Raw genomic sequence first — 18,412 nt, 5'->3', positions numbered from 1 at the left:
ACGCCCCGTGACCCTGTTGCTCGGCACGCTGTGCCTGTGGGCACTGACCTTGCTCGCGCTGACGATGGCCGGTCTTGGCGGCCGCATCGCGCCGATCACCGAGGGCGGCGAACCACCGCCGCCTTTGCGCGCCCTGCATCTGACCCAGGGTCAATCGCGACTCGGTCCGCTGCCGTCGTTCGCGGAAGTCGGTGCGCGACCGCTGCTCAGCGCCGACCGTCGTCCGCATGCGGTTTCCGCTGTTGCAGGCGACGCCGGCAGCGCCACGCTCGATGCGATCGTCACCAGCATCCTGATCACGCCGCGCCTGCAGATGGCGGTGCTGACGATGAACGAAGGCGGGCAGAGTCGCCGTGTGCGCGTGGGCGAAAACGTCGAAGGCACGCAATGGCGTCTGCTTGCGCTCAAACCGCGGCAGGCGACGTTCGAGGGCCCGAGCGGGCAGCAGACCTTCCCCTTGCGCGTGTTCGACGGCAAGGGCGGTGTGCCGCCGACCCGCGTCGAGAGCGCGGCGACCGAGGCGTCTGCCGTGGCGCCGGTCGCAACTTCGGCACCGGGCAGTCCGCCCGAAGCCCAGGCCACGCCTGCGCCGCCGAGCCAGCCGATGTCCGCATTGATGCCCGCGCCCGGCGAAAAGGCCATGACGCAGGAAGAACAGGTTGAAGCGATCCGCCGTCGCATCGAAGCCCGGCGCGCGCAGTTGCGCGCCCAGCCCCCCCGCGACACCGACGACAGAAGGTAAAGTGACAAGATGACTCTTGCGATCCGTCCGGTAGTTCTTCTCGCCTTGCTCAGCGTGCTTGCCGCCTGCGCGACGCCCTCCGTGCCGCGCATGGAACGCAACAACACGCCGATGCCGCCGGCCAACGCCGAATCCGCACCGTCGTCGCCGCCCGTGATCGTCAACGGCCACGTCGTGCCGACCGGCCCGAGCTCCGACAGCGCGCCGTCCGAAGTGCGTCCGCGCATCCGTGCCGGCAATGGCCAGCTGATCAACCAGCGCGTGGCTGCGACGCCGCCGCCGAACCTGGGATCGAGCGGCGAAGCGACCTTCAATTTCGAAGGCGAGTCGGTGCACACGGTGGTCAAGGTCATCCTCGGCGACCTGCTGCAGCAGAACTACGTGATCGCTCCGGGCGTGCAGGGCACCGTGACGCTGGCGACGCCGCGTCCGGTCGACAATGCCCAGGCGCTGTCCCTGCTGGAAATGGTGCTGGGCTGGAACAACGCGCGTCTGGTCTGGAGCGACGGTCGCTACAACGTGTTGCCGTCCGACCAGGCGGTCGCCGGCAATCTGTCGCCGCGCACCGGTTCGCCGGCGAATGCCCGCGGCTTCGAAGTGCGCGCGGTGCCGCTGAAGTACATCGCCGCGGCGGAAATGGAAAAGCTGCTCAAGCCGTATGCACGCACCAATGCCGTCGTGCAGGTGGACAATTCGCGCAATCTCATCGTGCTGGCCGGTACCCGCGCCGAGTTGCAGAACTACCTGCGCACGATCGAGATCTTCGATGTCGACTGGCTCGCCGGCATGTCGGTCGGCGTGTTCCCGCTGCAGTCGGCCGAGGCTTCGAAAGTCGTCGGCGAGCTGGAGAAGATTTTCGGCGAAGGCGGCAAGACGCCGATCGCCGGCATGTTCCGCTTCATGCCGCTGGAAGGGCAGAACGCCGTCATGGTCATCACGCCGCAGGCCAGCTACCTGCGCGAAGTGCAGAGCTGGATCGAACGCATGGACGCCGGTGGCGACGGCGCGCGTCTGTACGTCTACGAAGTCAAATACGTCAAGGCGACCGATCTCGCCGATCAGCTCGGCACCGTGTTCGGCAACGGCAGCAGCCGCAACAACAGTGCGCCGGCATCCCTGATGCCGGGCCTGGATCCGGTCGAAGTGCGCACCACCGACATGCCGCCGGCAACCAAGCCTGCGACGAACACGCCGGCCGCGACCGGCAACAGCGGTGGCGGCAATCAGACCCTGAACATCGCCGGCGGCGACGTCGGCATCAGCGCGGTCGAAGAAAGCAATTCCCTGCTCGTGCGGGCGAGTCCGGCGCAGTGGGAGTCGATCCGTCGCGCGATCGATCGGCTCGACACCATGCCGCTGCAGGTGCACATCGAGGCGCAGGTCGTCGAGGTCAAGCTGATCGACAAGCTGCAGTACGGCGTGAGCTGGTTCTTCGGCAATTCCATCGACAGCGCGACGCAGGCGATCACCTCGGTGCTCGACGACTGGAAGAATTCCGGTTCCTCGGTCTCGCCCGGCACGACGCCCGGTGCGGCCAGCTTCACCTTCCTCGGCCCGAGCGCGCAGGCGATCGTGTCCACGCTCGATTCGGTGTCCGAGCTGCACGTGCTGTCGGCGCCGTCGGTGCTCGTGCGCAACAACGTCGAAGCCGATTTCAATTCCGGTACGCAGATCCCGGTCGCCAGCACGATCATCAACAACGGCGGCAATACCAACACCGACAATACCTACAGCCAGGTGCAGTTCCGCCAGACCGGCATCAGCCTCAAGGTCAAGCCGCGCGTGAGCAGCGACGGCATGGTGTTCATGGAAATCACCCAGGAAGTGAGTTCGCCCGCGGTCGACAGTCCCGAGACGCCGACCGTCGCGGGCAATGTCAGCGTGGATACGCGCAAGCTGCATACCGAAGTCGGCGTGCGCAGCGGCGAGACAGTGTTGCTTGCCGGCCTGATCAAGACCGAGAACGGCAAGGGCTCGGCGGGCCTGCCCGGCCTGAGCCGCATTCCCTTCGTCGGGGCGCTGTTCGGTCAACAGAAGCGCGACAACAACCGCACGGAAGTCCTGGTGCTGGTCACGCCGACCATCGTTCGCAATCCGGCCGAAGCCCGTCAGCTGACCGACGAGTACGGCCAGCGCTTCCGCGCGCTGGAGCCCCTGCGTAAAGCGGCGGAGAAGCCCGCACCGCAGCGATGACGCCGGCCCGTCGCTCCGTTTTCCGCGAGCTGCTGCGCCGCGAACTCGGCGAGCGCTATCGCTGGACCCTGTTGGGAGGCGGCTGGTACATCGTGCTGCCGCTGGTGCAGCTGGCCGTGCTGGCCTGGGTGTTCGGCAGCCTGTTGCCGGCACGCGCAGCCTCGTCGGTGCCTTACGGCGTGTTCCTCGCGCTGGCGCTGTGGCCGTGGAGCCTGTTCTCGAACGCGGTCGGCCGCAATGTCACCGTGCTCATCGACAACGCGTCGCTGATCGGCAAGATCGCGGTGCCGTATTCGCTGTACATCAATGCGCGCATGGCGGCGAGCGTGCTCGTCGATCTCGCCGGGTTCGCCCTCGTGCTGGTGGTCGTGGCGCTGCTCGGCGTGCCCCTGCATGTCGGTGGTCTGCCGGCGATGACAGCCGGTCTGGCGGTGCTGTTGTTGTTCACGCTCGGCGCCTCGCACATCGTCGCGGTGCTGCAGGTGTTTCTGCGCGATGTCGCGTCCGCGGTCGGTCAGTTGTTGTCGCTGGGATTTTTCCTCACGCCGATCATCTACGACCGCGCGCAATTGCCGCCGCCGGTGCGCGACGCGCTCGGCTTCAATCCGTTCACCGCACCGATCGAAGCCGTGCGTCACGGCCTGCTCGGTGAACCGGTCGCCTGGGCGCCGCTCGGCTGTTCGGCGCTGGCCGCGCTCGCCCTGGTCGCTTTGGCATGGTGGCTGACGGAGCGGACGCGTGCGCACCTCGAGGATTTCCTGTGAGCGCGCCGCTGATTCGCGCCGACGGGCTGTGCAAGCGCTACCCGGTCCTCGGTCACGCCGGCGATCGCGTGCACGCGCTGTGGGACATGGTGCGCGGCCGGCCGCCGCAACGGCAGGTCGTCGTGCTCGACGGCGTCAGCTTCGAAGTCCATGCAGGACAGTCGCTGGCGATCATCGGCGAAAATGGCGCGGGCAAGTCGACCCTGCTCAAGCTCGTGACCGGCGTGCTGACGCCGAGCGCGGGCAGCATCACCACGCGCGGCAGCATCGGCGCCCTGATCGAACTCGGCGCCGGCTTCCACCCCGAATACTCCGGTCGCGAAAACGTGCGCATGGCCGCGGCCCTGCACGGCCTCGACGACGCTGAACTCGCGCGGCGCCTGCCCGAGATCGAGGCCTTCGCCGACATCGGCGCCTACATCGACGAGCCGGTCAAACACTATTCCACCGGCATGGTCGTGCGCCTGGGCTTCGCGGTAATCGCGGCGGTGCGGCCTGCGCTGCTGATCACCGACGAGATCCTCAGCGTCGGCGACGAGAGTTTCCAGCGCAAGTGCACGCGCTGGATCGACGAATACCTCGCCGGTGGTGGCACCTTGCTGCTGGTTTCGCACAGCATGTACCACGTGCAGAAGCTCTGCCGGCAGGCCCTGTGGCTGCACGAGGGCCGCATCGAGAAGCATGGCGACGTCTTCGATGTCTGCCAGCAGTACCTGGCCTGGCATGAAAGCCGGCAGCGCGATCCGAACGGTGAAGCCACTGCGCCCGTGCAGTCCGGCGGATACGAAATCGAAAGCGTCGCCGGCGCGCCGCCGCAAGACGCGCCTGCGCAGTATCTGGAGCAGGGGGCGTCCTTGTTGCACGAGGTGGTATTGCGTGCGCCGGCCGGTGTTGCGCCGGTGTTGATGTGCGGTTGGGTGCGTGCCGATGGCACGCCCGTTTACGGCCTGAGTTCGGAGATGGCCCAGGTTGCCGGCGAACCGCTGGGCGACGACCGTTTCCGCTTCCGCCTGCATTTCGATGCGTTGCCGCTGTTGCCGGGCAGCTACCAGCTGCGCACGCACGTGCTCGATGCCGAAGCGCTGCGCCTGTTCTGCACCAGCGAGCGCAGCATCGTGATCCAGGGCGCGACCCGCGAGCTGGGGGTCGTACGCCTGCCGCACCGCTGGCTCGGGCCGGACGAAGCGCCATGAGTTTTCCGACCGTGGTGGTGCCGGTGTTCAATGCACTGGCCGAGCTCGACGCCTGTCTGGCGTCGTTGACGCGCACCCTGCCGCGCGACGTGCCAGTGCTGATCGCCGACGACGCCTCCAGCGATCCGCAGGTGGCGACGCTGGCCCGCGCCTGGTGCGAGCGCAGCGGCGGACAGGCGCGTTATGTGCGGCGCGAGGTCAATCTCGGCTTCCCCGCCAACTGTAATGCCGCGTTCGCCGAAACCGGCGACGCCGATGTCGTGCTGTTCAACTCCGACGCCGTCGCCACGCCGGGCTGGCTGGCGCAGATCGTGCGCTGTGCGGCCAGCGATGCGCGCATCGCCACCATCACGCCCTGGTCCAACAATGCCGAGATCTGTTCTTTCCCGCGCTTCCTGGAGAACAACCCGGCGCCGGCACCCGCCGATGCCGACCGGTTGGCGGAAGCGGCGGCCAGCCTGCCGGTGCACGAGTATCCCGAGCTGCCCACGGCGGTCGGTTTTTGCATGTTCGTGCGCCGCGCCGCCTTGCGCCAGGTCGGCGGCTTCGATGCCGCGACCTTCGGCCGGGGCTATGGCGAGGAAAACGACTTCTGCCGCCGTGTCGCCGCGATGGGCTGGCGCAATGTCCTGTGCGACGGCGCCTACGTCGTGCACGCCGGCAATGCCTCTTTCGGTCCGCTGGGGCAGGGGCCGGGCGGCGAGAACCTCCAGCGACTGCTGGCGCGCTGGCCGGATTATCATGAGCTGGTTGCGCGCTTCATCCTCGCCGATCCGCTGCGCCCGCTGCGCGATCGCCTGGCCGAGCGCCTGCTGCAGATCGAGCGCGGCGGACCGCAACGCGACCTTTTCGGTTGAGGAGCTCATGAGCGACGCCATCCTGCCATTCACCGGCGAACGCTTCACCCCCGAGTGCGTGCGCGAAATCGCGTACGAACACTGGCATCGCTATGCGTTCGCGCGGACGCTGGCGCGCGGTCGCCGCGTGCTCGATGCCGCCTGTGGTGAGGGCTTTGGCAGCGCACTGCTCGCGGGAACGGCCGTTTCGGTGCTCGGCGTGGACATCGATACGGTCACCGTCGCGCATGCGCGCGCCCGTTACGGTGCCGCCGACAACCTGCGCTTCGACGTCGCCGATGCGACCATGCTCGATGCTCTGCCCTCGGCGAGTTTCGATCTCATCGTCAGCTTCGAGACGCTCGAGCACGTGCAGGCGCAGGAGCAGCTGCTCGATGGGTTCGCGCGACTGCTCGCACCGGGCGGCCTGCTGCTGGTGTCCACACCCGACAAACGCCAGTACACCGACGCGACCGGCGTGACCAATCCGCACCATGTGCGCGAACTTTATCGCGAGGAATTCGAGGCGCTGCTGGCGCCGCGGTTTTCCGCGCGACGGCTGTTCGGGCAGAAGCTCGCTTTCGTTTCCCTGCTGCGTTCGCTGGACGGGGCAGGGCAGGGCGTGCACGAAAGCCTGCACGACGGCGACGCGATGCGCGAGACGCTGGATCTGGCGCCGATGTACTTCCTCGCCGCCTGCGCGCACGAGGCGGCGGTGCTCGACCGCCTGCCGGGCCTGGCCCTGTATGTGGACGCCGACGAATCGGTCTACGCCGACTACAACCAGAACGTGCGCAGCAACCAGGCTGCCGCGCGGCATATCGCGTGGCTGGAGCAGGAAGTCGAACGTCTGCGCGCGCAGGTCGCCGCGGCGTCGCCGGAGTCGCCCGGTCCATGACCGAATCGCGCCACTCATTCCAGGGTCGCCTGATCGGCTTCGGCCGTTCGCAGGGCGCGACCGATGTCGGCGTCGTCGTGGTCACCTACCATTCGGCGAGTACAATCGAGCGTTGCCTGAAAGAATTGCTCGGTGCCAAGTCGATTACCCGCATCGTCGTCGTCGACAATGCCTCGGGCGACGATACCTGCGAGCGCGTACGCGTGCTGGCCAGTCGCGATTCCCGCCTGCAGCTGGTGCGCAACAGCGAAAACTCCGGCTATGCCGCCGCGTGCAACCAGGGCGCGAGTGCGCTCGATACGCCCTGGGTCGCCTTCGTCAATCCCGACTGTTATGTCGAGGCGAACACGCTGTCGCGCCTGGTGTCGATGGGCATCCAGCGCGCGGGCGCGGGCATGCTCGGCGTGGAACTGGTGGACGTCAACGGCGTCAGCGACCCATCGGCGCGCCGTCGCGATCCGTCCCTGCGCGAGTGGTTGGCGCGCCTGGGCAAACGCGATGATCTGTATCTGGGCCGTGATCCGCGCCTGGACCTGCAGCCGGTCGAAGCACTCTCCGGCGCCCTGATGCTGATGCCGCTGGGGCTATTTCTGCGCCTGGAAGGCTTCGACGAAACCTATCGTTTGCATGTCGAGGACATCGACCTGTGCCGGCGCGTGCGCGAGCATGGTTATGAGGTCTTGGTCGCCAACGACATCCGCGTCGTGCATGTGCGCGGTGTGTCCAGCCGCACGCGCCCGGTCTGGGTCGAGTGGCAGAAGCACCGCAGTCTGTGGCGGTATTTCCAGAAATTCGAGGCGGCGCAGACCGACGACTGGCTCAAGCCCCTGCTATGGCTGGGGCTGTGGAGCCATTGCCTGTGGGCGGCCGCGCGCGTGACGCTGACTCCGCGGATCAGCGGCAGCGGTTGATCGCGTCGCGCAGACTCAGGGTGGCCGCGCGCGCTGCGGCGGCGAAGTCTTCGCCCTGGCCGGCATAGAGAATCGCACGCGAGGAGCTGATCATCAGTCCTGTGCCGTCGCCGGTCTTGGCATGGCCGACCATCTGTTCGACATCGCCGCCCTGCGCGCCGACGCCCGGCACGAGGAAGGGCAGGGCGCCGACGATCCCACGCACTTCGCGCAGTTGCGTCGGCCAGGTCGCGCCGACGACGAGGGCACAGTTGCCGTGGCTGTTCCATTCCCGCGCGACTTTTTCGGCCACATGCTGGTACAGCGGACGGCCGTCGACGGGCAGGTCCTGCAGATCGCCCGCGCCCGGATTCGAGGTCCGGCACAACACGATCACGCCCTTGTCGGCGCGGTCGAGGAAAGGCTGCACGGAGTCGCGGCCCAGATACGGATTGACCGTCACCGCGTCGGCGCCGTAACGGTCGAAGGCTTCGATGACGTAGTTCGCGGCGGTGCTGCCGATGTCGCCGCGCTTGGCGTCCAGGATCACCGGGATGCCGGGATGCGCGGCATGGATATGCGCGATCAGGCGCTCGAGCGCGTCTTCGGCGCGCAGCGCGGCGAAGTGGGCGATCTGCGGCTTGAAACAGCAGACCAGGTCGGCGGTAGCGTCGATGATCGCGCGGTTGAATTCGAATACTGCGTCAGGCGTGCTGCGCAGATGCGCCGGGAACTTCGCCGGTTCCGGATCGAGGCCGACGCAGACCAGGGAGTTGGCGGCTGACCAGCGCTTGCGCAACGCGTCCATGAACCTCGTCGCCATCACGATCTCCTCTCCGTCCAGACTGACTCCCCCTGCGGGCAGGGGGAGGATGTTTCCTGTTACTTCAGCGCCTTGTAACGCAGACGATGCGGCTTCGCGCCTTCTTCGCCGAGGCGGCGGCGCTTGTCTTCTTCGTATTCGCGGTAATTGCCCGGGAAGAACTCGACGTGCGAATCGCCTTCGAACGCGAGGATGTGCGTCGCGATGCGGTCGAGGAACCAGCGGTCATGGGAAATGACCATGACGCAGCCGGGGAACTCGAGCAGCGCGTCTTCGAGCGCGCGCAGGGTTTCGATATCGAGATCGTTGGAGGGTTCGTCGAGCAGCAGCACGTTGCCGCCCTGCAGCAGGGTCTTGGCCAGGTGCAGACGACCGCGTTCACCGCCCGAGAGCGTGCCCACGAGTTTCTGCTGGTCCGCGCCCTTGAAGTTGAAGCGGCCGATGTAGGCGCGCGACTGGATCTCGACCTTGCCGATCGTCAGGATGTCCGAGCCACCCGACACTTCCTGCCAGACGTTCTTGTTGCCCTCGAGCTTGTCGCGGCTCTGGTCGACGTAGGCGATCTTCACCGTGTGGCCGATGTTGACCTCGCCCGAATCGGGTTTTTCCATACCGGTGATCATCTTGAAGAACGTCGACTTGCCGGCGCCGTTCGGGCCGATGATGCCGACGATCGCGCCCGGCGGCACCTGGAAGCTCAGATCGTCGATCAGCAAGCGATCGCCGAAGCTCTTGGTGACGTTCTTGAATTCAATGACCTTGTCGCCCAGGCGCTCGCCCGGCGGAATGAAAATCTCGTTGGTTTCATTGCGCTTCTGGTATTCCTGCGAGTTCAGCTCCTCGAAGCGGGCCAGACGCGCCTTGCCCTTCGAGCGGCCGCCCTTGGCGTTCTGGCGGACCCATTCGAGTTCCTTGGCCAGGGCCTTCTGGCGCGACTTTTCCTGCGACTCTTCCAGCTTCAGGCGTTCGCTCTTCTGGCTCAGCCAGTCGCTGTAGTTGCCCTTCCACGGAATGCCGCGGCCACGGTCGAGTTCGAGAATCCATTCGGCGGCGTTGTCGAGGAAGTAGCGATCGTGGGTGACCGCGACGACGGTGCCGGGGAATCGCGTCAGGAACTGTTCGAGCCATTCGACCGATTCGGCGTCGAGATGGTTGGTCGGTTCGTCGAGCAGCAGCATGTCGGGTTTGGACAGCAGCAGGCGGCACAGTGCGACGCGGCGCTTTTCACCGCCCGACAGCTTGCCCACATTGGCGTCCCACGGCGGCAGACGCAGGGCGTCGGCGGCGATTTCCAGCTGCAGCTCCAGCGTATCGGCGTCGCCCGTGGCGAGGATCGCTTCCAGGCGCTGTTGTTCGGCCGCGAGCTTGTCGAAATCCGCGTCTTCTTCGGCATAGGCGGCATACACCGCGTCGAGCAGGGACTGCGCATGCAGCAGGTCGCCGACGCCTTCCTCGACCGCTTCGCGCACGGTATGCGCGGGATTGAGCTTCGGCTCCTGCTCGAGATAGCCGATCTTGATGCCCGGTTGCGGACGGGCTTCGCCGAGGAAGTCGGTGTCCACGCCCGCCATGATGCGCAGCACGGTCGACTTGCCGGCGCCGTTCAGGCCGAGCAGGCCGATCTTCGCGCCCGGATAGAAGCTGAGGGAGATGTCCTTGATGATTTCGCGCTTCGGCGGCACGACCTTGGACACGCCGATCATGGTGTAGATGTATTGCATGGGAGAGGCTCCTCGAGCGAAGTCGCGCACGCCCGGCGGCCCAAGGCGGGTCGGCGGGGAGGGGTGGCGATAAGCCGTCGATTATCCCGGATGACGCCGTCCGATGCCACCCTGTTGTGGCCCTAAACCCGCGCCGGGGCTACAATTTGTGTCTGTCCCGCCCCCTCCCCGAGGTCCGAATGTTCCCCCGCGACATGCGCATTGCCGGTTACGACGACACCCTGGCCCAGGCCATCGAATCCGAACGCCAGCGCCAGGAGGATCACGTCGAGCTGATCGCCTCGGAAAACTACGCCAGTCCGCGCGTGCTCGAGGCCCAGGGCAGCGTGCTGACCAACAAGTACGCGGAAGGTTATCCGGGCAAGCGCTATTACGGCGGCTGCGAGTACGTCGACATCGCCGAGGCGCTGGCGATCGAGCGCGTCAAGCAGTTGTTCGGCGCGGACTACGCCAATGTGCAGCCGCATTCGGGCTCGCAGGCGAACCAGGCGGTGTTCCTGGCCCTGCTGCAGCCGGGCGACACGATTCTGGGCATGAGCCTGGCGCACGGCGGCCACCTCACCCATGGCGCGAAGGTCAATGTCAGCGGAAAGCTCTTCAACGCCGTGCAGTACGGCGTCGACGCGAACGGCATGATCGACTATGACGAAGTGCAGCGCCTCGCGACCGAGCATCAGCCGAAGATGCTGATCGGCGGCTTCAGCGCCTACTCGCAGGTCGTCGACTGGGCGCGCATGCGCGCGATCGCCGACTCGGTCGGCGCGATCTTCTTCGTCGACATGGCGCACGTCGCCGGCCTGATCGCGGCGGGCGTGTACCCGAGCCCGATCGAGCACGCGCACGTGGTCACCTCCACGACGCACAAGACGCTGCGCGGACCGCGCGGCGGCATCATCGTCGCCAAGGGCGCATCCGAGGACTTGACCAAGAAGCTGCAGAGCATCGTGTTCCCCGGCATCCAGGGCGGTCCGCTGATGCATGTGATCGCCGCGAAGGCCGTCGCGTTCAAGGAAGCACTCGAACCCTCGTTCAAGGACTACCAGGCGCAGGTCGTGAAGAACGCGCAGGCGATGGCGAAGACCTTGATCTCGCGCGGCTACAAGATCGTCTCCGGCGGCACCGAGAACCACCTCATGCTGATCGACCTGATCGGTCGCGACGTCAGTGGCAAGGACGCGGAAGCGGCGCTCGGCAAGGCCCACATCACCGTCAACAAGAATGCCGTGCCCAACGACCCGCGTTCGCCGTTCGTGACCTCGGGCCTGCGCATCGGCACGCCGGCGGTCACCACGCGTGGCTACAAGGAGCCCGACTGCGTCGCGCTCGCGAACTGGATCTGCGATGTGCTCGACGCCCCGGGAGACGACCGGGTCATCGCCGGCGTGCGTGGCAATGTCACGCTGCAGTGCAAGCAGTTCCCGGTCTACGGAGACGCCTGATGCTCACGACCACTGCACGCATCGCCGCGCTGGGCATCGTTCTGACAAGCGCAGTCGTATCCAACGCACGCGCGGCGGACGATACGACCGCGGCCGCAACTGCGACGGCGACCCCGGCGATGATCGGATGCCCGGCCGGCCAGAAAGGCCTGATCAGCGCTGACGATTTCGACCGCAAGGTCAAGCCCTTCGATGCCGACAAGGACCGACTTGATCCGGTGCCGGCCAACCAACACGCACCGGTGCTGCCGCGCATTTCGCTCGAGCGCTATTCGCGCCGCGACCGCGATTTCCCGCGCTACGGCGCTGCGACCGCGACCTTGCTGGTCAACGAGGACGGCAGCGTCGCCGAGGTCATCGTCGCCTGTGCGACTTCGGAAAAATACGTCGCGCCGATCCTGGACGGCCTGGCCGACGCCAAGCTCAATGTCGCGACCGTGCAGGGCAAGCCGGTGAAGAACGTCGTCATCGTGCCACTGCAGTTCAAGCGCTAGGGCCGGACTTGCACTGTCCTTTCTGCCAGCACGAAGACACCCGCGTCATCGACTCGCGCGTCTCTGAAGACGGCGCGACGATCCGGCGCCGCCGCGAATGCGAAGCCTGCGGCGAGCGCTTTAACACCTTCGAGACGGCCGAACTCAAGCTGCCTTCGCTGATCAAGAGCGACGGCCGGCGCGAAGCCTTCGACGAACGCAAGCTGCGCACCGGCTTCGAACGCTCGCTGCAGAAGCGCCCGGTGTCGGCCGAGCAGATCGATACGGCGGTGCGCGGCGTGATCCATGCGTTGCGCATGACCGGCGAACGCGAGCTGCCTTCGCGCAAGGTCGGCGTGTTCGTCATGGACGAACTCAAGAAACTCGATCAGGTCGCCTACGTGCGCTTCGCGTCGGTGTATCGCAAGTTCGAGGACGTCGCCGATTTCCGCGAGGAAATTGAACGTCTCGAGCGCGATCTGCCCGGCCTGTCCACCGAACAGCTGCCCCTGCTCGACGGGCAGCCCGCGAGCAAGAAACGCTGACATGCGCCTGGATTATCTGAGCAACCATCCCGGCCGCGTGCCGGCACTCGCCGCCTGGCATCACGCCGAATGGGGGCATCTGTATAGCGGCTGGACCCTGGAGGTCGCGACGGCCGAGCTGCAGGACCACGCGACGCGGCGCACGTTGCCGACCACCCTGGTCCTGCTCGACGGCGACACCTTGCTCGGCTCGGTCAGCGTCGTGCATGAAGACGCGGCGGAGCTGAAGGATCGCGGCAGTCCCTGGCTGGCGAGCCTGTATGTCGACGAGGACGCGCGCGGGCAGGGTCTGGGCCAGGCCCTGGTCGAAGCGGCCGTCGAACTCGCGGCGCTCAACGGCGTCGAGCGTCTGTTCCTGTTCACGCCCGAACATGCTGCGTTCTACGAACAACTGGGTTGGGAAGCGGTCGAATCGACCCAACTCAATGGAACGGCCGTCACCGTGATGGCGATCGTTCCCCGCAGCCGAGCGCAATGACCGAATTCAACGCTACCGATCACGCCCTGATGGCACGCGCGCTGCGATTGGCCGAACGCGGCGCCTACACCACCAAGCCCAATCCCATGGTCGGTTGCGTGATCGCGCAGGGCGACCGCGTCGTCGGCGAAGGCTGGCATGTACGCGCCGGCGAGCCGCATGCGGAAGTGCACGCGTTGCAACATGCGGGCGCAGCCGCGATGGGTGCGACGGCCTATGTCACGCTCGAGCCCTGCGCGCACCACGGACGCACGCCGCCTTGCGCGAACGCGCTGGTCGCCGCCGGCATCACGCGCGTGGTCGCCGCGAGTCGCGATCCCTATGTGCAGGTCTCCGGCGAAGGCTTCCGCAAGCTCACCGCATCCGGCGTCGTCGTCGACACCGGCCTGATGGAAACTGCGGCGCGGGAACTCAACCGCGGCTTTTTCTCGCGCATCGAACGCGGGCGTCCCTGGGTGCGCCTGAAACTCGCGATGAGCCTCGATGGCCGCACCGCGCTCGCCAGCGGCGAGTCGAAATGGATCACCTCCGAAGCCGCACGCGCCGACGTGCAGCGCTGGCGTGCTCGTAGTGCGGCGATTCTCACCGCTAGCGGCACGGTGCTGGCCGACAATCCGCAGTTGACTGCGCGCTTGCCGGATGGCGAAGAAGCGGTCGCACCCTTGCGCGTCGTGCTCGATACGCGCGGCCGCGTGCCGACACGTGCGCGCGTGTTCGACGCCAGTGCGCCGACCCTGGCCGTGCATGCGGTCGACATGGTGCCCGACTACGGCGACGACATCGCCGCGTATTCGGTGCCGCGCGTGAAAGGGCGCCTGGACCTGGGTGCGATGCTCGCGCAGCTGGGGCAACGCGCGATCAACGAAGTGCAGGTCGAAGCCGGCGCAACCTTGGCCGGCAGTCTCATCGAGGCCGGGCTCGTCGACGAACTGCTGCTGTACATCGCACCGGTGATCCTTGGCGATCGCGGACGCCCGCTGCTCGGCGGGCTGGATATTTCCGTGATGTCCGAGCGCCTGGGTCTGGAGATCGTCGATTCCCGTCACGTCGGTCCGGACCTGCGGCTGCTGCTGCGGCCGGTGCGGAGCCGCGCGTGATCGCGCGCTCGTCCCCGATGACGGTCGTTTTCTCTGTCCGCGGCTGCCCGTCGCGAATTTCCTGCACGAGTATCGAACGCCCATGTTCACCGGACTGATCCAGGCCGTCGGCCACATCGAAAGCAAACTCGCGCGCGGCGGGGACCTGCGTTTGGGCATCGCGACCGGCGTGCTGCCGATGCAGGACGTACAACTGGGCGAAAGCATCGCGGTTTCGGGCGTGTGCCTGACCGTGGTCGAATTCGACGGCGCAGGTTTCGTCGCCGACGTCTCCAACGAAACGCTCGCGTTGACCACGCTCGGTGGGCTCGCGATCGGGGCGCCGGTGAACCTGGAACGGGCGTTGTTGCCGACCACCCGTCTCGGCGGACACCTGGTCGCCGGTCACGTCGACGGGATCGGTCATGTGCAGAAGATCTGGGACGACGGCCGTTCGCAGCGCTGGCGGTTCACGGCCGCGCGCGGCCTGTTGCGCTACATCGCGGTCAAGGGATCGATCTGCGTGGACGGCGTGAGCCTGACGGTGAATGCCGCAGATGCCGAAGGTTTCGAGGTCAATCTCGTGCCCCATACCGTCGCCCACACGGCGTTTTCGGCGAGCCGCGCCGGCGATGCCGTGAATCTGGAAGTGGACCTGGTCGCGCGTTACGTCGAACGCCTGCTGTCGTCCGGCACGCCCGCCGACTAACGCTCGCCGCGCGCCGCTTTCCTCCTGCCACCGTTCTCCGAGAATCCCACGCCATGCCCTTCGCCTCCGTTCCCGACATCCTCGACGACATCCGCGCCGGCCGCATGGTCGTCATCGTCGACGACGAAGACCGCGAAAACGAAGGCGACCTGATCATGGCCGCCGAACTCGTGCGGCCGTCGGACATCAATTTCATGGTCACGCACGCGCGCGGCCTGGTGTGTCTGTCGCTGACGCGCGAGCGTTGCCGGCAACTGAATCTGCCGCTGATGGTCAGCGACAACAATTCGCCGTACCAGACCAATTTCACCGTCAGCATCGAAGCGGCGGAAGGCGTGACCACCGGCATCTCCGCCTACGACCGCGCGCATACGATCCGCACGGCCGTACGCCCGGACGCCGCGCCCGAGCACCTCACCCAGCCTGGGCACATCTTTCCGCTGATGGCCCAGCCCGGCGGCGTGCTCACGCGCACCGGACACACCGAGGCAGCGACCGATCTGGCCCTGCTCGCGGGTCTGGAACCGGCCGGCGTGCTCGTGGAGATCCTCAATGCCGACGGCAGCATGGCGCGCCGCCCTGAACTCGAGGCGTTCGCGGCCGAGCATGGTCTGCGTATCGGTTCGATCGAAGACCTGATCCGTTATCGTCTGGAAACCGAACACACCATCGACCGCGTCGACGAACGTGACATCGACACCGCGCACGGGCCGTTCCGGCTGGTGACCTATCGCGATCGATTGAGCCGCGAGCTGCATTTCGCGCTGGTGCGCGGCACGCCCGTGGCCGATACGCCGACCCTGGTGCGCGTGCACGTGAAGAATCCGCTGTCGGACGTGCTGCATTGGCAGCGCGCCGATTTCGGCCTGAGCGCGGCCGATGCAATGGCCCAGGTCGCCGCCGCCGGCAGCGGCGTGGTGGTCGTGCTGGCCGCCCCCGTGTCCGCCGATGCGCTGTTGGCACGCATCACCGAACGCGAAGCCGGCGACGCGCCGAAAGTCGCCGAGTGGCGGCGCAATGGCGCCGGTGCGCAGATCCTCGCGGAACTGGGTCTCAAGCGCCTGCGCGTGATCGGCACGCCGCGCCGTCAGGTCGGCCTGGCCGGCTATGGCCTGGAAGTGGTCGACTACGTGGCCGCGACCTCGCATACGGCCTGAGCAGGCCTCAACCCCGACCCGACGCCCGGCCGGGCCGGCGGGGTCTGGCCTGTTAAACTGCACCCCCACCGAGCCCTGACCCGACCATGCCCCGATTCGAAGGCGACCTCCGCCCGCTGCCCGGCGCGCGTTACGCCATCCTCGCCAGCCGCTGGAATCCGCGCATCACCGAAGTACTGGTCGATGGCGCGCGCCGCGCCCTGGTCGACAACGGGGCGGACGCCGGTCTGGTCGACGTGATTCGCGTGCCCGGCGCCTGGGAATTGCCGACGGCCGCGGCGGCACTCGCCGCCAACGGAAAGTACGCCGCCCTGATCGCGCTCGGTTGTGTCGTGCGCGGCGAGACCCGTCACTACGAACACGTCGCCGACGAATGCGCGCGTGGCCTCATGCGCGTCTCGCTCGACTACCGCCTGCCGGTCGCCAACGGCGTGCTCGCTGTCGAGGAGCATGCGCATGCGGAAGCGCGCGCCGGCGGCAACCACGGCAACAAGGGCGAGGAAGCCGCACTCGCGGCGATGGAAATGGCCCACCTGCTGCACCAATTGAGCGAATCCAACGCATGAAGCCGCACCGTACCGATGGCATCGATCCCGCCGCGCGCTCGCGTGCCCGTCGCCGTGCGTTGCAGGCGCTGTACGCCTGGCAGATGTCGCATTCGGCGATCGAGAAGGTCATCGAGCAGTTCCGCAGCGAACAGGACATGGAGATCGCCGACCTCGAATATTTCGAGGCGCTCGTGCGCGGCGTCGCCGGCAACACCGAGGCGCTCGATGCCGAGCTGTCGAAGTTCATCGATCGCGGCATCGCCCAGGTCGACCCGATCGAGCGTGCGGTGTTGCGCATCGCCGCGTTCGAACTGCTGCATCGTCCGGACGTGCCGTATCGCGTGGTGATCAACGAAGCGATCGAGACCACCAAGCGCTTCGGTGCCGACCACGGCCATACCTATGTCAACGGCGTGCTCGACCATGCCGCCGCCGAGTGGCGCGCCACCGAAATCCAGGCCTCGCGCCGGTAAGGGCGTCGTGGCCGAATTCGACCTCATCGAGCGCTTCCGGCAACGCGCGGGCCAGCGCGCCGACGTGATTCTGGGCATCGGTGACGATGCCGCGCTGTTGCGGGTACCGCCCGATGCCTTGCTGGTCGTCAGTGCCGACACACTCGTGGCCGGCGTGCATTTTCCGGACGACACCGCAGCCGCCGACATCGGCTGGAAGGCGCTCGCGGTCAATCTCAGCGACCTCGCCGCGATGGCCGCGAAGCCGGCCTGGGCGACGCTGTGCCTGACCTTGCCGCAGGCACACGAGGACTGGGTCGACGCCTTTCTCGACGGCTTCCTCGAACTGGCGGCCCAGCACGATGTCGCCTTGGTCGGCGGCGACACCACGCGCGGTCCGCTGTCGATTTCCGTCACCGTCCACGGCTTCGCCCCCGCCGGTCAGGCTTTGCGCCGCAGCGGTGCGAAAGCCGGCGACGATATCTGGGTGACCGGCACGATCGGCGATGCCGCCGGCGGTCTCGCGCAATGGCAACGGCAGGGCCTGATGTCGGCGAAACTGCGTCACCGTCTCGACCGGCCGACGCCGCGCAACGAAGCGGCGCTCGCCGTGCGCGGCCTGGCCCATGCCGCGATCGACCTGAGCGACGGCCTCGCCGCCGATCTGGGTCACATGCTGAGGCAGAGCGGCGTCGGTGCCGATCTCGACCTCGGCCGCCTGCCGACCTCGCGCAGTCTCGCCGATCATTTTCCCGGCGAAGCCGAGCGCTGGACCTTGCAGCTGACCGGCGGCGACGACTACGAGTTGTGTTTCACCGCGGCGCCCGCCGATGCGCTGGCGATCGAGCAGGCGTTCGCCGCGCTCGACCTCACGGCGACCGTGGTCGGACAGATTTCGTCGGCGCTGGGCCTGCGTCTGAATACGCCCGAAGGCGAGGCTTTCGTGCTGCCGCAGGCGGGCTTCGAACATTTCCGGGAGCCGACATGAACGACACGCCGTCGCCGCCACGCGTGGTGCTCACGCATCCGGCGGGTTGGATCGCCAGCGGGTTCGGCGTCGGCCTGTCGCCGAAAGCAGCCGGCACCTGCGGCTCGCTCGCGGCGCTGATTCCGTGGTGGCTGTGGTTGCAGCACCAGCCTTGGCCGATCTATTTGCTGGTGATCGCGGCCGGTTTTGCGATCGGCGTGTGGGCGGCGGGCTGGGTCATCGGCAAGACGCGCATCGAGGATCCCGGTGTCGTCGTCTGGGACGAATTCATCGGCCAGTGGATCGCCTTGTGGTTCGCGCCGGTCGGGCTGGGTTGGCTGGTCGCCGGTTTCGCCTTGTTCCGTCTGTTCGATATCTGGAAACCGTGGCCGGTGCGTTGGGCCGACGACAAACTGCATGGCGGTTTCGGTGCGATGTTCGACGATGTGCTCGCCGGGGTGTACGCGCTGCTGGTCCTGCAGGCGGCCGCGTATTTTCTGCGCTGAGC

20 protein-coding genes are annotated in these 18,412 nt (G+C 67.1%); 18 read left to right on the top strand and 2 right to left on the bottom strand.

Annotated features, from left to right (window positions below):
* The first annotated feature begins 7 nt into the window (after nucleotides 1–7).
* Genes G467_RS0112805 through G467_RS0112775 form a run of 7 tightly spaced genes read left to right on the top strand, consistent with a single transcriptional unit; the run spans nucleotide 8 to nucleotide 7,537 of the window.
* Nucleotides 8–742: a hypothetical protein gene (locus G467_RS0112805; protein WP_022970141.1), complete on the top strand. Its 735-nt coding sequence runs from the start codon at nucleotides 8–10 to the stop codon at nucleotides 740–742.
* 9 nt (nucleotides 743–751) lie between these two features.
* Complete coding sequence (gspD, locus tag G467_RS0112800) at nucleotides 752–2,935, top strand: type II secretion system secretin GspD (RefSeq protein ID WP_026802665.1); 2,184 nt, start codon at nucleotides 752–754, stop codon at nucleotides 2,933–2,935.
* Complete coding sequence (locus G467_RS0112795; RefSeq protein ID WP_022970139.1) at nucleotides 2,932–3,699, top strand: ABC transporter permease; 768 nt, start codon at nucleotides 2,932–2,934, stop codon at nucleotides 3,697–3,699. The genes gspD and G467_RS0112795 overlap by 4 nt, the downstream gene beginning before the upstream one ends.
* Nucleotides 3,696–4,892: an ABC transporter ATP-binding protein gene (locus G467_RS0112790; RefSeq protein WP_022970138.1), complete on the top strand. Its 1,197-nt coding sequence runs from the start codon at nucleotides 3,696–3,698 to the stop codon at nucleotides 4,890–4,892. Before G467_RS0112795 ends, G467_RS0112790 begins: the two co-directional genes overlap by 4 nt.
* Nucleotides 4,889–5,749 carry a glycosyltransferase family 2 protein gene (locus tag G467_RS0112785; RefSeq protein WP_022970137.1) on the top strand — a complete coding sequence of 287 codons (861 nt, stop codon included), beginning with the start codon at nucleotides 4,889–4,891 and terminating at the stop codon, nucleotides 5,747–5,749. The genes G467_RS0112790 and G467_RS0112785 overlap by 4 nt, the downstream gene beginning before the upstream one ends.
* 7 nt (nucleotides 5,750–5,756) lie before the next feature.
* Nucleotides 5,757–6,626, top strand: coding sequence for a class I SAM-dependent methyltransferase (locus G467_RS16785; RefSeq protein ID WP_022970136.1), 870 nt, complete (start codon nucleotides 5,757–5,759; stop codon nucleotides 6,624–6,626).
* A complete protein-coding gene (locus tag G467_RS0112775) occupies nucleotides 6,623–7,537 on the top strand; it encodes a glycosyltransferase family 2 protein (protein WP_022970135.1) in 915 nt (304 codons plus the stop codon). The genes G467_RS16785 and G467_RS0112775 overlap by 4 nt, the downstream gene beginning before the upstream one ends.
* On the opposite strand, the gene pyrF is transcribed toward G467_RS0112775, so the two are convergent.
* Together pyrF and ettA are read right to left on the bottom strand one after the other, a co-directional pair.
* A complete protein-coding gene (pyrF, locus tag G467_RS0112770) occupies nucleotides 7,521–8,339 on the bottom strand; it encodes an orotidine-5'-phosphate decarboxylase (RefSeq protein WP_033397855.1) in 819 nt (272 codons plus the stop codon). The genes G467_RS0112775 and pyrF overlap by 17 nt on opposite strands.
* A 59-nt stretch (nucleotides 8,340–8,398) precedes the next feature.
* Nucleotides 8,399–10,060: an energy-dependent translational throttle protein EttA gene (ettA, locus tag G467_RS0112765; protein ID WP_022970133.1), complete on the bottom strand. Its 1,662-nt coding sequence runs from the start codon at nucleotides 10,058–10,060 to the stop codon at nucleotides 8,399–8,401.
* Nucleotides 10,061–10,239: 179 nt separating this feature from the next.
* On the opposite strand from ettA, the gene glyA reads away from it, so the two are divergent.
* The 11 genes from glyA to G467_RS0112710 all read left to right on the top strand — a co-directional run bounded on the left by glyA (nucleotide 10,240) and on the right by G467_RS0112710 (nucleotide 18,410).
* A complete protein-coding gene (gene glyA, locus G467_RS0112760; RefSeq protein WP_022970132.1) occupies nucleotides 10,240–11,499 on the top strand; it encodes a serine hydroxymethyltransferase in 1,260 nt (419 codons plus the stop codon).
* Nucleotides 11,499–11,993: a hypothetical protein gene (locus G467_RS0112755; RefSeq protein ID WP_022970131.1), complete on the top strand. Its 495-nt coding sequence runs from the start codon at nucleotides 11,499–11,501 to the stop codon at nucleotides 11,991–11,993. Before glyA ends, G467_RS0112755 begins: the two co-directional genes overlap by 1 nt.
* A gap of 8 nt (nucleotides 11,994–12,001) precedes the next feature.
* Nucleotides 12,002–12,517: a transcriptional regulator NrdR gene (nrdR, locus tag G467_RS0112750; RefSeq protein WP_022970130.1), complete on the top strand. Its 516-nt coding sequence runs from the start codon at nucleotides 12,002–12,004 to the stop codon at nucleotides 12,515–12,517.
* A gap of 1 nt (nucleotide 12,518) precedes the next feature.
* Nucleotides 12,519–12,995 carry a GNAT family N-acetyltransferase gene (locus G467_RS0112745; protein ID WP_022970129.1) on the top strand — a complete coding sequence of 159 codons (477 nt, stop codon included), beginning with the start codon at nucleotides 12,519–12,521 and terminating at the stop codon, nucleotides 12,993–12,995.
* Nucleotides 12,992–14,092: a bifunctional diaminohydroxyphosphoribosylaminopyrimidine deaminase/5-amino-6-(5-phosphoribosylamino)uracil reductase RibD gene (gene ribD / locus G467_RS0112740; protein WP_022970128.1), complete on the top strand. Its 1,101-nt coding sequence runs from the start codon at nucleotides 12,992–12,994 to the stop codon at nucleotides 14,090–14,092. Before G467_RS0112745 ends, ribD begins: the two co-directional genes overlap by 4 nt.
* An 82-nt stretch (nucleotides 14,093–14,174) precedes the next feature.
* On the top strand, nucleotides 14,175–14,780 hold the full coding sequence (locus tag G467_RS0112735) for a riboflavin synthase (protein WP_022970127.1): 606 nt from the start codon (nucleotides 14,175–14,177) through the stop codon (nucleotides 14,778–14,780).
* Nucleotides 14,781–14,833: 53 nt separating this feature from the next.
* Nucleotides 14,834–15,937 (top strand): bifunctional 3,4-dihydroxy-2-butanone-4-phosphate synthase/GTP cyclohydrolase II, encoded by a 1,104-nt coding sequence (locus G467_RS0112730; RefSeq protein WP_022970126.1) that lies wholly within the window; start codon nucleotides 14,834–14,836, stop codon nucleotides 15,935–15,937.
* Nucleotides 15,938–16,023: 86 nt separating this feature from the next.
* Entirely contained in the window at nucleotides 16,024–16,503 is a 480-nt protein-coding gene (gene ribH / locus G467_RS0112725; RefSeq protein ID WP_022970125.1) for a 6,7-dimethyl-8-ribityllumazine synthase, read from the top strand.
* Entirely contained in the window at nucleotides 16,500–16,958 is a 459-nt protein-coding gene (gene nusB / locus G467_RS0112720) for a transcription antitermination factor NusB (RefSeq protein ID WP_022970124.1), read from the top strand. Before ribH ends, nusB begins: the two co-directional genes overlap by 4 nt.
* A gap of 7 nt (nucleotides 16,959–16,965) precedes the next feature.
* A complete protein-coding gene (gene thiL / locus G467_RS0112715; RefSeq protein WP_022970123.1) occupies nucleotides 16,966–17,925 on the top strand; it encodes a thiamine-phosphate kinase in 960 nt (319 codons plus the stop codon).
* Nucleotides 17,922–18,410 (top strand): phosphatidylglycerophosphatase A family protein, encoded by a 489-nt coding sequence (locus G467_RS0112710; RefSeq protein ID WP_022970122.1) that lies wholly within the window; start codon nucleotides 17,922–17,924, stop codon nucleotides 18,408–18,410. Before thiL ends, G467_RS0112710 begins: the two co-directional genes overlap by 4 nt.
* The last annotated feature ends 2 nt before the right edge of the window (nucleotides 18,411–18,412 follow it).

It is taken from the genome of Arenimonas oryziterrae DSM 21050 = YC6267, assembly GCF_000420545.1.
Taxonomy (GTDB): Bacteria; Pseudomonadota; Gammaproteobacteria; order Xanthomonadales; family Xanthomonadaceae; genus Arenimonas; species Arenimonas oryziterrae.
Note: the sequence above shows the minus strand (reverse complement) of the source record. Positions and strands in the feature narration are given on the sequence as shown.

Bases quoted from the DNA above. Each gene is read 5' to 3' on its own strand.
- gspD (WP_026802665.1), top strand. From the start codon at position 752: ATGACTCTTGCGATCCGTCCGGTAGTTCTTCTCGCCTTGCTCAGCGTG.
- G467_RS0112795 (WP_022970139.1), top strand. From the start codon at position 2,932: ATGACGCCGGCCCGTCGCTCCGTTTTCCGCGAGCTGCTGCGCCGCGAA.
- G467_RS0112785 (WP_022970137.1), top strand. From the start codon at position 4,889: ATGAGTTTTCCGACCGTGGTGGTGCCGGTGTTCAATGCACTGGCCGAG.
- G467_RS16785 (WP_022970136.1), top strand. From the start codon at position 5,757: ATGAGCGACGCCATCCTGCCATTCACCGGCGAACGCTTCACCCCCGAG.
- G467_RS0112775 (WP_022970135.1), top strand. From the start codon at position 6,623: ATGACCGAATCGCGCCACTCATTCCAGGGTCGCCTGATCGGCTTCGGC.
- pyrF (WP_033397855.1), bottom strand. From the start codon at position 8,339: ATGGCGACGAGGTTCATGGACGCGTTGCGCAAGCGCTGGTCAGCCGCC.
- ettA (WP_022970133.1), bottom strand. From the start codon at position 10,060: ATGCAATACATCTACACCATGATCGGCGTGTCCAAGGTCGTGCCGCCG.
- glyA (WP_022970132.1), top strand. From the start codon at position 10,240: ATGTTCCCCCGCGACATGCGCATTGCCGGTTACGACGACACCCTGGCC.
- G467_RS0112755 (WP_022970131.1), top strand. From the start codon at position 11,499: ATGCTCACGACCACTGCACGCATCGCCGCGCTGGGCATCGTTCTGACA.
- G467_RS0112745 (WP_022970129.1), top strand. From the start codon at position 12,519: ATGCGCCTGGATTATCTGAGCAACCATCCCGGCCGCGTGCCGGCACTC.
- ribD (WP_022970128.1), top strand. From the start codon at position 12,992: ATGACCGAATTCAACGCTACCGATCACGCCCTGATGGCACGCGCGCTG.
- G467_RS0112735 (WP_022970127.1), top strand. From the start codon at position 14,175: ATGTTCACCGGACTGATCCAGGCCGTCGGCCACATCGAAAGCAAACTC.
- G467_RS0112730 (WP_022970126.1), top strand. From the start codon at position 14,834: ATGCCCTTCGCCTCCGTTCCCGACATCCTCGACGACATCCGCGCCGGC.
- ribH (WP_022970125.1), top strand. From the start codon at position 16,024: ATGCCCCGATTCGAAGGCGACCTCCGCCCGCTGCCCGGCGCGCGTTAC.
- nusB (WP_022970124.1), top strand. From the start codon at position 16,500: ATGAAGCCGCACCGTACCGATGGCATCGATCCCGCCGCGCGCTCGCGT.
- G467_RS0112710 (WP_022970122.1), top strand. From the start codon at position 17,922: ATGAACGACACGCCGTCGCCGCCACGCGTGGTGCTCACGCATCCGGCG.